The organism is Pseudomonas sp. Y5-11 (genome assembly GCF_022368695.1).
In the GTDB taxonomy this organism is placed as follows: domain Bacteria; phylum Pseudomonadota; class Gammaproteobacteria; order Pseudomonadales; family Pseudomonadaceae; genus Aquipseudomonas; species Aquipseudomonas parakoreensis.
Map to the genome: position 1 here is coordinate 1,058,087 of NZ_CP058974.1, position 15,132 is coordinate 1,073,218.

Genomic DNA, 15,132 nt, shown 5'->3' on the forward strand with positions numbered 1-15,132 from the left:
TCTTTATAGACGTCATCGGCAGGCGCCGGAACGGTCACGGTACCGGTGGTTTTGCCGGCTTCGATGGTAATGACAGAGCCGTTGCTCAACGTCACGGTCACCGGGGTGCCGGCCGGATTGGTCAACGTTGCGGTGTAAACGATCGAACCGCCTTCAGCGACGGAGCCAGTGGCACTCAGCGACAGGTTGGTGGTGTCAACGGTGTCGGTAACGGTGGTCGAAACCGGGGTTTTGTCGGCGACGAGGTTTTCGTAGTTGCCACCGCTCACGCCAGTGATCGAGTTGCTCAGCGGTGCCTGACCGTTCAACGCATCGTTCGGCGCGGTGGTGGTCACGGTGCCNCAACGGTGTCGGTAACGGTGGTCGAAACCGGGGTTTTGTCGGCGACGAGGTTTTCGTAGTTGCCACCGCTCACGCCAGTGATCGAGTTGCTCAGCGGTGCCTGACCGTTCAACGCATCGTTCGGCGCGGTGGTGGTCACGGTGCCGGTGGTCTTGCCGACTTCGATGGTGATGGACTGACCGTTGGCCAGAGTCACGATAACCGGCGAACCGGTCACGGGTGCACCAACCGTAGCGATGTAAGTCACCGTGCCGCCCTCGGCGACCGAAGTGTCAGCGGACAGTTTGACGGTCGAAGTATCGATGGTGTCGGTCACTTCGGTGACGGCCGGCACGGTGCTCGGAACGAGGTTCTCGAAATTGCCACCGCTGGTTCCGGTAATGCTGACTTCCACTTTGCCTGCGTCTTTATAGACGTCATCGGCAGGCGCCGGAACGGTCACGGTGCCGGTAGTTTTACCGGCCTCGATGGTGATCACGGCGCCGTTGCTCAGGGTCACGGTGACCGGCGAACCGGCAGCGTTGGTCAGGGTCGCGGTGTAGACGATCGAACCACCCTCGGCGACGGTACCGGTGGCGCTCAGCGACAGATTGGTGGTGTCGACGGTATCGGTAACGGTGGTCGAAACCGGAGTTTTGTCGGCGACGAGGTTTTCGTAGTTACCGCCAGTGACGTCGGTGATGGCATTGGTCAGCGGCGGGTTGCCGGTCAGCGCATCGTTCGGTGCGGTGGTGGTCACGGTGCCGGTGGTTTTGCCGACTTCGATGGTGATGGTCTGACCGTTGGTCAGGGTCACGGTCACTGGCGAACCGGTGACCGGTGCGCCGACGGTGGCGGTGTAAGTGACGGTGCCGCCTTCAGCAACCGAGGTGTCGGCGGTCAGTTTGACCGTCGAAGTGTCGATGGTGTCGGTGACTTCGGTGACGGCTGGAACGGTACTTGGTACCAGGTTCTCGAAATTGCCACCGCTGGTGCCGGTGATGCTGACTTCGACTTTGCCGGCATCTTTGTAGACGTCATCCGCAGGGGCTGGAACGGTTACGGTGCCAGTGGTTTTGCCGGCTTCGATGGTGATGATGGAGCCGTTGCTCAGCGTCACGGTCACCGGGGTGCCCGCCGGATTGGTCAGGGTTGCGGTGTAAACGATCGAACCGCCTTCGGCCACGGTGCCAGTGGCACTCAGCGACAGGTTGGTGGTGTCGATGGAGTCAGTGACAGTGGTGGTCGCTGGTGTCGTGTTTGGCACCAGGTTCTCGAAGTTGCCGCCGGTAGCACCGGTAATCGTGGTGCTGACGGTGCCGCCGTTGTTATAGACATCGTTTGGCGCAGTCGGCACGTTGACGGTGCCCGTGGTCTGGCCGGCTTCGATGGTGATGGTCGAGCCATTGGACAGGGTGACGGTGACCGGCGTCTGCGCCGGGTTGGTCAGGGTCGCGGTGTAGGTGATCTGGCCACCTTCAACCACGCTGCCGGTAGCGGTCAGGATCAGGCCGGTGGTGTCGCGCGAATCAACGATGTTCGTCACGGCTGGCGTCGTGTTCGGCACCAGGTTCTCGAAGTTGCCACCAGTGGCACCAGTGATGGTGGTGCTGACGGTGCTGCCGTTGTTGTAGACGTCATTCGGCGCGGTTGGCACGTTGACAGTGCCCGTGGTCTGGCCGGCTTCGATGGTGATGGTCGAACCGTTGGACAGGGTGACGGTGACCGGCGTCTGTGCCGGGTTGGTCAGGGTCGCGGTGTAGGTGATCTGACCACCTTCGGTGACGCTGCTGCCAGCGGTCAGGGTGACGGTGGTGGTGTCGATGGTGTCGGTGACCTGGGTCGTGGCCGGAGTGGTCGGCGGGGTCACGGTGATGCCGTTGCCGCCGGTGGTGCCGGTGACGGTCACGTCGATCTGGGTCGGGTCGTTATAAACGGTGTCGTTCGGCGCCAGCGGCACGTTGACGGTGCCGGTGGTGGAGCCGGCGGGAATCACGATCACCGAGCCGTTGGACAGGGTGATGGTCAGGTCGGTCAGCGGCGCCTGGGTCAGGGTCGCGGTGTACACCAGCACGCCGCCGGCTTCAGTGATGGTCGGCGTGGCGCTGAGGCTCAGGGTCGACTCACGCAGGGCGTTGGCGGTGGTATCGGTGGTCTGGCCACCGGTGATGTTCTGCGCCGCTTGCGCACCGGCGTTGATGCCCGCGGTCGGGAAGCCGATGGTCGGGTCGACGCGGCCAGCAGTGGCGTCGAGCATCACGAAGCTGTGACCGCCGCCTGCCGCGCCGCCAGTCCCTGCGGCGGTCGCGCCGGCAGCGGTGGCTTCAAGAGCGGTGGTCGGGTCGGCGCCGGCGGCGATGGCCTGCTGCAATTCGGCTACAGAAGGTGCGGCCTGCGCGGTGGCTTCGGCCAGGTCCGTACTGGAGTCGGGCGCGTTGGCGCTCCACTGGGTTTCGCGACCCAGGTCCAGGGTGCGGCCATCCGCCAGTTCCAGCGATACAGCGCCGGAGAGGCCAGTATCGATCTGGTCGCCGACGAACAGGCGATCGCCTTCAACGAGCACGCGGCGTACACCCTCGGGGGATACCACGAATACCTGACCGACAATGCTTTTGACGATGGCAACAACACTGCTCATTGAAGACTCTCCGGGTGTTACGTTCAGTTGACTTCCATTGCCTGATGGCTTCGGCGCCGATTCAGTCTGGACGTACTTTTAAAATTTGCGAATCAAGTTTGACGCTTCTTTTCGTCAATATTTTGGCTAGATTCTTTCGCTATTAACTTTATGCCAAACTATTGACCTTCTGGGTGCCATCCTAAACAATCGCCCCACTAATGTCACATTGATATTTCCGCGGCGACCTGTCCCTCAGCGTGTGATCCAGTTCCTATTTTGAACTTTCCGACATACGGTCATTCCGGTTGCCAATCATCCGACGCAGCAGCACGTTTTGCTGTGATTCAAGACAAGAAGTCCTGGGAAATCTTTACCATGCGTTTGCACTTGTTCAAGGCTCTACCCTTCGCTCTGGCCGCCTCTTTCGCCCATGCACAATCCTTACCGGAAGCCATGCAACAGGCACTGGATGTCCATCCGGAAATCCAGGCAGGGGTCAATAGTCGTCTGGCGGCGGATTATCAGTTAAAGGCTGCGAAAGGTGGATACCTGCCCAAGGTCGACCTGCTGGGTGGTTATGGCCGTGAGGGCACCGACAGCGTGACCACGCGCGCCAACGGTGGCGGCAACCACTGGGAGACGCTGAACCGCAGTGAGTCAAGTTTACGTCTCTCGCAAATGGTCTTTGACGGTTTTGCGACGTCGAGCGAAGTCGGGCGTCAACAAGCCACCGTCAACTCCCGCGCCTACTCCCTGCTGGGGACTTCCGAGCGCACCGCGCTGACCGTCGCCCAGGTGTACCTGGACGTGTTGACCCGCCGCGAATTCGTGCGTCTGGCCGAAGAAAACCTCAAGAGCCACCAGCGCATCTACGACCAGATTCAGCTGCGCACCCAGCGCGGCGTCGGCAGTGGTGCCGACCTCGATCAGGCCGAAGCGCGGATGGCCCAGGCGCGCAATAACCTGATCACCGAGCAGACCAACCTCGCCGACTCCGAGACCAACTTCCTCAGTGCCGTCGGCCAGATGCCTGACCAGCTGGAGCGTCCGGCGCCGTTCATGGCGATGATGCCGGCCAACCTCAATGAAGCGCGGCAGCAGATGCTGGAAAACAGCCCGATCCTGCGCTCGGCCGAGTCCGATATCGCTGCTGCCGAGAAGCAGTACGAAACCGCCAAGTCGACCTTCTACCCACGTTTCGACGCCGAGCTGGGTCGCACCGCCGACAACGATCTCGACGGTCAGAACGGCCACAACAACGAGTGGCAGGCCATGCTGCGCATGCGCTTCAACCTGTACTCCGGCGGCAGCAACAAGGCCGATCTGGAATCCAAGTCGTACCTGTCCAACCAGGCGCTGGACATCCGCAACAACGCTCTGCGTCAATTGAATGAAGAACTGGGTCTGGCCTGGAATGCCCTGAACAACGCCAATGCGCAGGTGCCGATCGCTCAGCAGTACGTTGATCACAGTACCGCCGTGCGTACCGCCTACCAGCGTCAGTTCAGCCTCGGCGAGCGCACTCTGCTCGATTTGCTCGACAGCGAAAACGAGTTGTTCACCGCTTCGCGCCGTCTGGCCGAAATCAAGAACATTCAGTTATTTACTCAGTATCGAATCAAGGCGACCATGGGCGAGTTGCTCAAGAGCCAGGGAGTGGTCGCACCGTTGGCATCCGTCGTGCAGAACGATGTGAAGCCGAAGGTCCAACTGCCCGGTATGAATTGAGCAGAACCTTCATTGTTCAATTGTTAGCCAAGAGTGCCGAGCGTGGAATCAGAAGTCAGTCGAGTTCAACTCATTCATGATCCGCGCGCGATGCACGACGATCCGTTGCTGGATGGTCTGCTCGCTCTGTGCATGCTGCACCAGAAACCCGCCAGTGCGGCGATGCTCACCACCGGTCTGCCGCTGCCCAAGCAGCGCCTGAGCGTCGAGTTGCTGCCCCGCGCAGCGGCTCGCGCCGGGCTGCAGGGTCGGGTGCTGCAACGCAAGCTGGAAGAGATTCCGGCGATTGCCATGCCGGCGCTGTTGCTGCTCAAGGATGGCCGCAGCGCGGTCCTGCTCGGCTGGCAAGGTGACAACGAAGCCCGGGTGCTGCTCAGCGAAAGCGACGGCGGCGAATCGGTGGTCAGCCGCGAACTGCTGGCCGACGACTACACCGGCAAAGTGTTCTTCGCCCAGCCGCAGCACAAATTCGACGTCAACCACGGCACGCTGATCCCGCGTGCACGCTCGTGGTTTCGCGACACCCTCAAGCGTTCGCGCTGGCTGTACGCCGATGCGATCGCCGCGAGTTTCCTGATCAACATCATCGCCATGGCCGCGCCGCTGTTCGTGATGAACGTCTACGACCGCGTGGTGCCGAACCAGGCCGAAGCGACCCTGTGGGTGCTGGCGCTGGGCATCACCGGTGCCTACATTTTCGATCTGATTCTCAAGAGCCTGCGCAGTCTGTGCCTGGATCTGGCCGGCAAGAAAACCGACCTGATCATCTCCGCGACGCTGTTCGAGCGCATCGTCGGCATGGCCATGAAGTACCGCCCGGCGCGGGTCGGCAGTTTTGCGCAGAACATCCATGAGTTTCAGAGCCTGCGCGACTTTCTCGCCTCGCTGACCCTGACCAGCCTGATCGACCTGCCGTTCACCCTCCTGATCTTCATCGTTATCGCGATTCTCGGCGGGCATCTGGTGTGGATTCCGGTGCTGGCGTTCCCGATTGCCTTGTTGATCGGTTACGCGCTGCAGAAACCGCTGGTCGCGACCATGGAGCGCACCATGGCCCTCGGCGCCGAGCGGCAGTCGAGCCTGATCGAAACCCTCGCCGGCCTCGACGCGGTCAAGGTCAACAACGCCGAAAGCGAACGCCAGTATCAGTGGGAACAGACCATCGGCACCCTCAGCCGCCTCGAGCTGCGGGTGAAAATGCTCTCCGGTCTGGCGATGAACATCACCCTGCTGATTCAGCAACTGGCCGGGGTGATCATGATCGTCTTCGGGGTGTACCAGATCATCGCCGGCAACCTGAGCATGGGCGGTCTGATTGCCTGCTACATGCTCAGCGGCCGCGCGCTCAGCCCGCTGGCCTCGCTGTCCGGTTTGCTGACGCGTTATCAGCAGGCGCGGGTGACCATGACCTCGGTTGACCAGATGATGGAGCTGCCGCAGGAGCGCAATTTCGAAGAGCGTCCGCTGAGCCGCAAGGTCTTGCAGGGCGCGATCGAGTGCCGTCAGCTGAGCTTCACCTACCCGGAACAGCAGAACCCGGCGCTGAAGAACATCAACCTGGTCATTCGTCCCGGCGAGAAGATCGGCATCATCGGCCGCAGCGGTTCGGGCAAGAGTTCGCTGGCGAAACTGCTGGTCGGCTTGTACCAACCGGATGACGGCGCGCTGCTGGTAGATGGCGTCGACATCCGCCAGATCGACGTCAGCGAGCTGCGCTACAACATCGGCTACGTGCCGCAGGACATCCAGTTACTGGCCGGCACCCTGCGTGACAACCTGATCTCCGGCGCGCGCTACGTCGAAGACGAGCTGGTGCTGCAAGCCGCAGAGCTCGCGGGCGTGCACGAATTCGCTCGCCTGCATCCGCAGGGTTATGAACTGCAAGTCGGTGAACGCGGGCAGAACCTGTCCGGCGGCCAACGGCAGAACGTCGCACTGGCGCGGGCGCTGCTGCTCAACCCACCAATCCTGCTGCTCGACGAACCGACCAGCGCCATGGACAACACCGGCGAAGAACGCCTCAAGCAACGCCTGGCCGCCGTCGTTGAAAACAAGACCGTGGTGCTGGTGACGCACCGGGCCTCGCTGCTGTCGCTGGTCGACCGCCTGCTGGTGGTCGACCGTGGACAGATTCTCGCCGATGGCCCGAAAGCCGCCGTGATGGAAGCGTTGAAGAAGGGGCAGATCAGTGTTGCTTAAGTCGGGTGTCAAAGAGTCGATCCGCCGCTACTTCAAGGGTTCTGCCTCGCTGCAGGGCCAGCCGCTGCCGGAGGTCAACAAAGCGCTGATCGAGGACGCCCCGCGCGTCGTGCGCCTGACTATCTGGGCAATCATCGGCTTCTTCCTGTTCCTGCTGCTGTGGGCCAACTTCGCCGTGATCGACGAAGTGACCAAGGGCGACGGCAAGGCGATTCCGTCGTCGAAGATCCAGAAAATCCAGAACCTTGAGGGCGGGATCGTCTCGGAAATGTTCGTCAAGGAAGGTCAGATCGTCGAGGCCGGCGCACCGCTGATTCGCCTGGACGACACGCGATTTGCTTCCAACGTCGGCGAAACTGAAGCTGATCGCCTGTCGATGCTGTTGCGCGTCGAACGCCTGAGCGCCGAGGTCGAAGACCGTCCGCTGAACTTCCCGGAAGACGTGCTCAAAGCTGTGCCGGGTCAGGCGAAAAGCGAAGAGTCGTTGTACATCAGCCGTCGTCAGCAATTGCATGACGAAATCGGTGGCCTGCAGGAACAACTGATTCAGCGACAACAAGAACTGCGCGAATTCAGCTCCAAGCAAGCGCAATATCGTCAGCAACTGGGCCTGCAGCGCCAGGAAATCAACATGTCCGAACCACTGGTGGCGCAGGGTGCCGTATCGCCGGTGGAAGTGCTGCGCCTCAAGCGTGCCGAAGTCGAAACCCGTGGTCAGCTCGACGCCACCACGCTGGCCATCCCGCGCGCCGAATCGGCGATCAAGGAAGTACAACGCAAGATCGACGAGACGCGCGGCAAATTCCGCAGCGAAGCGCTGACTCAGCTCAACGAAGCCCGAACCGACCTGAACAAGGCCCAGGCCACCGGCAAGGCGCTGGAAGACCGGGTCAGCCGGACGCTGGTCACCTCGCCGGTGCGCGGCATCGTCAACAAGTTGCTGGTCAACACCATTGGCGGCGTGATCCAGCCGGGCAGCGACATGGTGGAAATCGTGCCGCTGGACGACACCTTGCTGGTCGAAGCCAAGATCCGCCCGCAGGACATTGCGTTCCTGCATCCGGGGCAGGAAGCGATCGTCAAATTCACCGCGTACGACTACACCATTTATGGCGGACTCAAAGCCAAGCTGGAGCAGATTGGCGCCGACACCATCACCGACGAAGACAAGAAAACCACCTACTACATGATCAAGGTGCGCACCGAGCGCAGCCACTTGGGCACCGATGAAAAGCCGCTGCTGATCATTCCGGGGATGGTCGCGTCGGTGGATATCATCACCGGCAAGAAGTCGGTGCTGAGCTATCTGCTCAAGCCGATCATCCGCGCGCGGGCCGAGGCGTTGCACGAGCGTTGATGCTCTAGCGGTCTTTATGGCCTCATCGCTGGCAAGCCAGCTCCCACAGAGTTTTCGGTTGGAACACGATTGTGTGCTCGACATCGGAATCTGTGGGAGCTGGCTTGCCAGCGAAGACGCCAGTGAAATTGCCACATTACGCCCAGAAGTGACAAAAACCGTCACTCACCATCCCGTACATTCCTCACCATCCGCCATATCGTTATTCATTAACGGTATTTAATTTCCAGTTCTTATAGCTTTAAAGTCACCCACCTGCGTACCTGCCGACCAATCGGCGCGCCGCACGACCTGAACCGACACGCAATCCAGCGTGAGTGTCTGATCGACGTGCGCGCCCGTGAGCGCGCCGTGCGTGGGAGATTGAAAGATGTCCGCAGCTACTGCCACCCCAAGCGCCGCGACTGCCGCGCCGCAAACCTTCGAGATTCGCCCATTCAGCGGTGCCGTCGGTGCCGAAATCATCGGCCTGGACCTGACCCGGCCAGTCAACGACCATGACTTCGCGCGCATTCATCGCGCGCATCTGGATCACCATGTCGTGGTGTTCCGCGACCAGCGCATCACTCCGCAACAGCAGATCGACTTCAGCCGTCGTTTCGGCGTGCTGCAGATCCACGTGCTCAAGCAGTTCCTGCTGGCCCATCACCCGGAAATCCTCATCGTTTCCAACATCGTCGAGAACGGCCAGAACATCGGCCTCGGCGATGCCGGCAAGTTCTGGCACTCCGACCTTTCCTATAAAGAGCTGCCGAGCCTCGGTTCGATGCTGCATGCGCAGGAATTGCCGTCCGAGGGCGGCGACACCTTGTTTGCCGACATGCACAAAGCCTGGGACAACCTGCCCGAGGCGTTGCGCAAAGCCGTGGAAGGGCGCTCGGCCGCGCATTCCTACACCGCGCGCTACAGCGAAACCAAATTCGAAGGCAACTGGCGTCCGACCCTGACCCCGGAGCAACTGGCGCAGGTTGCCGAAGTGGTGCACCCGATCGTCCGTACCCACCCGGAAAACGGCCGCAAGGCGTTGTTCGTCAGCGAAGGCTTTACCACCCGCATCGTCGGTCTGCCGGAGGACGAGAGCCAACAGCTGCTGGCCGAGCTCTACGCCCACAGCGTGCTGCCGCAAAACATCTACCGCCATCAGTGGCAGCCCCACGACATGGTGTTCTGGGACAACCGTTCGCTGATTCACCTTGCCGCCGGCTGCCCCGCGCACCTGCGCCGCAAGCTGTATCGCACGACCATCCAGGGCGACGCGCCTTTCTGATTTGCCGGAGATTCGATCATGTCCAAACGTCTTCCCTTTGCACCGCTGGCGGCGGCCATCGGCCTGGGTTTCAGCCTGCTTGCCGGCAGCCTGGTGGCGCCAACCGTGGCCCACGCCGAAGGTGAAATCCGCATCGCCGAACAGTTCGGGATTGTCTATTTATTGCTCAACGTTGTGCGCGATCAGGGCCTGATCGAGAAGTACGGCAAGCAGGAAGGCCTCGACATCAAGGTCGACTGGACGCAGCTCTCGGGCGGCGCGGCAGTCAACGATGCGCTCTTGTCCGGTTCCATCGACATTGCCGGCGCCGGGGTCGGCCCGTTGCTGACCATCTGGGATCGCACCCACGGCAAGCAGAACGTCAAGGCCGTCGCCTCGCTCGGCAACTTCCCGTACTACTTGGTGAGCAATAATCCCAAGGTCAAAACCATTGCCGATTTCACCGAGAAGGACCGCATTGCGGTGCCGGCGGTGGGCGTGTCGGTGCAGTCGCGCTTCCTGCAATACGCGGCGGCCAAGCAGTGGGGTGACAAGGAATTCAATCGCCTCGACAAGTACACCATCGCTGTGCCGCACCCGGATGCGACCGCTGCGCTGATCGCCGGCGGCACCGAACTGACCGGGCATTTCTCCAACCCGCCGTTCCAGGATCAGGCGCTGCAGAATCCCAACGTGCACGTGGTGCTCAACTCCTACGACATCCTCGGCCCGAACTCGCCAACCGTGCTGTTCGCCACCGAGAAATTCCGCAATGAGAACCCGAAAACCTACAAAGCTTTCGTCGAGGCGCTGAGCGAAGCCGCGCAATTTGCCCAGAACGATAAGGGCGCGGCGGCGGACACTTACATCCGCGTGACCAAGGCCAGGATCGACCGCGCCGAGCTGCTGAAAATCATCGACAACCCGCAGTTCGAATTCAGCGTCACGCCGAAAAATACTTATCCACTGGCCGAATTTCTTTACCGCGTCGGCGCGATCAAGAACAAACCGGAGTCGTGGAAGGACTATTTCTTCCAGGACGCCAAACCGCTGCAAGGGAGCTGATCGAGATGAACGCCCTCTTGCAAGGCCACGCGGCCAGCAACTCGGTCGCCAGCACGCAAGCGCTGCTGGCGGTGGATAACGTCAGCCTCGAATACCGCACTCCGCAACGGGTGGTGCGGGCCACCCATCAGGTCAGCTTCGAAATCGATCCGGCGGACCGCTTTGTGCTGCTCGGCCCGTCCGGCTGCGGCAAGTCGACCTTGCTCAAGGCGGTCGCCGGTTTCATTGCGCCGAGCGAAGGCGAGATTCGCCTGCAAGGTCAGCGGGTCGAGGGACCGGGTCCGGACCGGATCGTGGTGTTCCAGGAGTTCGATCAACTGCCGCCGTGGAAAACCGTGAAACAGAACGTGATGTTTCCGCTGCTGGCCTCGCGAACCTTGAACAAAAAAGACGCCGAAGAACGCGCGCTGCACTATCTGGAAAAAGTCGGGCTGGCGGCGTTCGCCGATGCCTATCCCCACACCTTGTCCGGCGGCATGAAGGCGCGGGTGGCGATTGCCCGCGCGCTGGCGATGCAGCCGAAAATCCTTTTGATGGACGAGCCGTTCGCTGCGCTGGATGCGCTGACCCGGCGCAAGATGCAGGAAGAATTGCTGCTGCTCTGGGAGGAGGTGCGCTTCACCTTGCTGTTCGTCACCCACTCGATTGAAGAGGCGCTGGTGGTCGGCAATCGCATCTTGCTGCTGTCGCCACATCCGGGGCGGGTACGCGCTGAGGTGCACAGCCATCAATACGATCTGCAAAGCCTTGGCGGCGTGGCGTTTCAAGAGTCGGCGCGACGCATTCACCGTTTGCTGTTCGATGAAGGCCAGTCGCCGGAAACCGAGCGTGACCATGACTTCAACGACATTCGTATCGCTTATTGAGCGTTCTGGAGGATTGCCCGATGAGCCAGCCATCGTCTGTACGACAAGAGTTTGAAACCGTCCTTGAACCATTGACCAGCGTGCCGCTTGAGCGCGAATTGCCGTTGGCGCAGCGCCTGTGGCAACAGGGCTGGCTGCGTAAGAGTGTGATCCTGATTCTGCTGGCGATCCTCTGGGAAGTGATCGCCCGGGTGCAGAACAACGACCTGTTGCTGCCGAGCGTTCTGCAGACCGGCCACGCGCTGTACGACGGCCTGCGCAGCGGTGAGTTGCTGGGCAAGGTGTGGATATCGCTGGTGGTGCTGATCAAGGGTTACCTGATCGGTATCGTGCTGGCATTCGCCCTGACCACGCTGGCGGTGTCGACCCAGCTCGGTCGCGACCTGCTGAGCACCCTGACCTCGATGTTCAACCCGCTGCCGGCGATTGCCTTGCTGCCGCTGGCGTTGCTTTGGTTCGGTCTTGGGCAGAACAGCCTGATTTTCGTGCTGGTGCATTCGGTGCTGTGGGCGCTGGCGTTGAACACCTACGCAGGCTTTCTCGGCGTCTCGGAAACCCTGCGCATGGCCGGGCGTAACTACGGGCTGAAGGGCATGCGTTTTGTGCTGTTCATCCTGATCCCGGCAGCGCTGCCGTCGATCCTCGCCGGGTTGAAAATCGGCTGGGCGTTTGCCTGGCGCACGCTGATCGCCGCCGAGCTGGTGTTCGGCGCCACCAGCGGCAAGGGCGGGTTAGGTTGGTACATCTTCCAGAACCGCAACGAGCTGTACACCGACAAGGTGTTTGCCGGGTTGGCAGTGGTGATCCTGATCGGGTTGCTGGTGGAGAATCTGGTGTTCGATACGCTGGAGCGGGTGACCGTAAAGCGCTGGGGCATGCAGCGCTGATGTGTATTGACTGAGCTGGCCCCATCGCTGGCAAGCCAGCTCCCACAAGGATTGTGGCGTTCACTGATTCTGTGACCGCCGAAAGTCCTGTGGGAGCTGGCTTGCCAGCGATGGCGCCCCTACAGCAGCCGCCAAACTTGAGACATGTTTGCTAGCATTGCGCCTGAATCAATCCAGATCAGCCAAGAGTGCTCAGCATGCAACTCCCGGACATGAACCTTCTGGTCGCCCTCGACGCTCTGCTCGACGAGGGCAGTGTGGTCGGCGCTGCGCGGCGGATGAACCTCAGCCCTGCCGCCATGAGTCGCACCCTGACGCGCATTCGCGAAGCCATTGGCGATCCGATCCTGGTGCGCGCCGGTCGTGGCCTGGTACCGACCCCCAAAGCCCTCGAATTGCGCGAGCAGGTGCGCGATGTCGTCGAGCAGGCGGCGCTGCTGTTTCGCTCCGCCGACAGCGTGGAATTGGGTACCTTGCGGCGGCGTTTCAGCATCCGCGCCAACGACTTTTTCATCGGCGTATATGGCGGCAAGCTGTTCGATACCCTCGACCAGCAGGCGCCGCACTGCGAATTGCGCTTCGTTCCCGAGGGCGATGGCGATGACGAAGCGCTGCGTGAAGGACGGATTGATCTGAGTGTCAGCAACACCCGTCCGGTGACCCCGGAAGTCAAAGTGCAGAACCTGTTTTCCACGCATTTCGTCGGTCTGGTACGTGAGGATCATCCACTGCTCGACGGCGAAATCACTGCCGAGCGCTATGCCGGTTACTCACATATCAGCATGTCGCGCCGTGGCATTGCTCGCGGGCCCATCGACACCGCGCTGAACGCCTTGGGCCTGGAGCGGCGGGTGGCGGTGATTGCGCCAAGCTTCCATGCGGCGATGTTTGCCTTGCCCGATTCCGACCTGATCCTGCCGGTGCCCAAGGAAGCGTTGCTCAGCGTGCGGCGGCTGGGCTTGAAGCTGCGTTCTTTCAACCTGCCGATCCCGTTGCCGACGCTGATGCTGACCCAGGCCTGGCACCCGCGCTTCGACAAAGACCCGGCACATCGCTGGCTGCGCGAAACGCTGAAGGCCTGTTGCGACGAAACCTGGCTGGCCGCGCAGCCCTGAAGGGCCAAAAGATCGCAGCCTTCGGCAGCTCCTACAGGGAAGCGCAGTCTTCAGGAGCTGCCGAAGGCTGCGATTTTTTGCATTAAACAATTGTGTCTGACGCACTTATAACCTGCCGATAAGTCAATTTTCGTCAGCAGTAAGCCCTACTAAAATGCTCCGGTATTTTTCCCTCCGGAGTGTGTATTCATGACATCCCTGACCGTCCCGGCGAACGTCGCTGCGGCCAGTCCGGCGACGGCGGCCACGCCACCGGTGTTCGGCGCGCGGATCATCACCGGCCTGGTCGGCGTGCTGCTGGCGGTGCTGGTCTCGGGCCTCAACGAGATGGTGACCAAAGTCGCTTTGGCCGACATCCGTGGTGCGCTGAACATCGGTTACGACGAAGGCACCTGGCTGGTGTCCTGCTACGCCGCGACTTCGGTGGCGGCGATGGCGTTTGCGCCGTGGTGCTCGGTGACGTTTTCCCTGCGCCGCTTCACCCTCTGCGCGATCAGCCTGTTCACGCTGCTCGGCGTGCTGTGCCCGTTCGCCCCGAACTACGAAAGCCTGTTGCTGATGCGCACCCTGCAAGGCCTGGCCGGCGGCGCGTTGCCGCCGATGCTGATGACCGTTGCCCTGCGCTTTCTGCCGGCCAATTTCAAACTCTATGGCTTGGCCGGTTATGCGCTGACGGCGACTTTCGGCCCCGGGCTGGGCACGCCGCTGGCCGGGTTATGGAGCGAATACGTCGGCTGGCAATGGACGTTCTGGCAAATCGTCGTGCCGTGTCTGATTGCCATGGCGATGGTGGCTTGGGGCATTCCGCAGGATCCGCTGCGCCTGGAACGCCTCAAGACCTTCAACTGGAAAGGCCTGTTGCTGGGTTTTCCGGCGATCTGCATGCTGGTGATTGGCTTGCTCCAGGGCAATCGGCTGGACTGGTTCGAATCGAACCTGATCTGCGCATTGCTCGGCGCCGGCTCGCTGTTGCTGCTGGCGTTTCTGATCCATGAATGGTCGCAGCCGATTCCGTTTTTCAAGCTGCAGATGCTCGGTATTCGCAACCTGGCGTTCGCACTGATGACCCTCGCCGGGGTGCTGGTGGTATTGCAGGCGGTGGTGCTGATTCCGTCGAGCTATCTCGCGCAGGTGCAGGGTTATCGCCCGGTGCAGACCGCGCCGATCATGCTGATCGCCGCGTTGCCGCAGTTGATTGCGCTGCCGCTGGTGGCGGCTTTGTGCAACCTGCGCTGGGTCGATTGTCGCTGGGTGCTGGGCATCGGTTTGAGCATGCTTACTCTGTCTTGCCTGGGCGGCTCGCTGCTGACTTCGGAGTGGATCCGCGACAATTTCTACGTCCTGCAATGGCTGCAGATTTTCGGTCAGCCGATGTCGGTGCTGCCGCTGTTGATGCTCTCCACCGGCAGCATCCAGCCGCAGGACGGCCCGTTCGCTTCGGCGTGGTTCAACACGGTTAAAGGCTTGGCGGCGGTGATCGCCACCGGCGTCATCGAGGCGCTGACCACCGCGCGCCTGCATTTCCACTCGACCATGTTGATCGACAACCTCGGTAATTCACCGTTGGCCGATCGCAGCGATCCGGGCCTTGCCCATCGCCTGCACGAACAGGCCGTGGTGCTGACGTCCTCTGATCTTTATGTGTGCATGGCCGGCGTCGCGGTGGCGCTGATCCTGCTGATTTTCTGGCTGCCGACGCGGATTTTCCCGCCGCGCGCGCCGACCTGA

At 61.5% G+C, this 15,132-nt stretch carries 11 protein-coding genes (1 of these 11 running past the window's edge); 9 read left to right on the forward strand and 2 right to left on the reverse strand.

Features of this window, described 5'->3' with window-relative positions; translation table 11 throughout:
• On the reverse strand, positions 1-335 hold the 5' portion of the coding sequence (locus HXW87_RS29580; protein WP_345773069.1) for an immunoglobulin-like domain-containing protein. 31 nt of this gene lie to the left of the window's left edge; the window shows 335 of its 366 coding nt (coding positions 1-335); its start codon is at positions 333-335; the stop codon falls past the left edge of the window.
• The gene (locus HXW87_RS29585) at positions 332-2,959 is read right to left on the reverse strand and encodes a retention module-containing protein (RefSeq protein ID WP_345773070.1); all 2,628 of its coding nucleotides are present in this window, start codon (positions 2,957-2,959) and stop codon (positions 332-334) included. Before HXW87_RS29585 ends, HXW87_RS29580 begins: the two co-directional genes overlap by 4 nt.
• A 357-nt stretch (positions 2,960-3,316) precedes the next feature.
• Between HXW87_RS29585 and HXW87_RS04740 the strand changes: the two genes are divergently transcribed.
• The 9 genes from HXW87_RS04740 to HXW87_RS04780 all read left to right on the forward strand — a co-directional run bounded on the left by HXW87_RS04740 (position 3,317) and on the right by HXW87_RS04780 (position 15,132).
• Entirely contained in the window at positions 3,317-4,669 is a 1,353-nt protein-coding gene (locus HXW87_RS04740; protein WP_041070916.1) for a TolC family outer membrane protein, read from the forward strand.
• 42 nt (positions 4,670-4,711) lie between these two features.
• Complete coding sequence (locus tag HXW87_RS04745; RefSeq protein ID WP_239778489.1) at positions 4,712-6,868, forward strand: type I secretion system permease/ATPase; 2,157 nt, start codon at positions 4,712-4,714, stop codon at positions 6,866-6,868.
• Complete coding sequence (locus HXW87_RS04750) at positions 6,858-8,225, forward strand: HlyD family type I secretion periplasmic adaptor subunit (protein ID WP_095667875.1); 1,368 nt, start codon at positions 6,858-6,860, stop codon at positions 8,223-8,225. The genes HXW87_RS04745 and HXW87_RS04750 overlap by 11 nt, the downstream gene beginning before the upstream one ends.
• Positions 8,226-8,595: 370 nt before the next feature.
• Positions 8,596-9,492: a TauD/TfdA family dioxygenase gene (locus tag HXW87_RS04755; RefSeq protein ID WP_239778490.1), complete on the forward strand. Its 897-nt coding sequence runs from the start codon at positions 8,596-8,598 to the stop codon at positions 9,490-9,492.
• An 18-nt stretch (positions 9,493-9,510) separates the two neighbouring features.
• A complete protein-coding gene (locus HXW87_RS04760) occupies positions 9,511-10,536 on the forward strand; it encodes an ABC transporter substrate-binding protein (RefSeq protein WP_182403309.1) in 1,026 nt (341 codons plus the stop codon).
• Between the two features lie 5 nt (positions 10,537-10,541).
• Positions 10,542-11,402, forward strand: a complete 861-nt coding sequence (locus tag HXW87_RS04765; RefSeq protein WP_239778491.1) for an ABC transporter ATP-binding protein — start codon at positions 10,542-10,544, stop codon at positions 11,400-11,402.
• A 20-nt stretch (positions 11,403-11,422) separates the two neighbouring features.
• On the forward strand, positions 11,423-12,289 hold the full coding sequence (locus HXW87_RS04770) for an ABC transporter permease (RefSeq protein ID WP_047290719.1): 867 nt from the start codon (positions 11,423-11,425) through the stop codon (positions 12,287-12,289).
• Positions 12,290-12,486: 197 nt separating this feature from the next.
• On the forward strand, positions 12,487-13,404 hold the full coding sequence (locus tag HXW87_RS04775; protein ID WP_007961495.1) for a LysR family transcriptional regulator: 918 nt from the start codon (positions 12,487-12,489) through the stop codon (positions 13,402-13,404).
• Positions 13,405-13,593: 189 nt separating this feature from the next.
• Entirely contained in the window at positions 13,594-15,132 is a 1,539-nt protein-coding gene (locus tag HXW87_RS04780; protein WP_131670829.1) for an MFS transporter, read from the forward strand.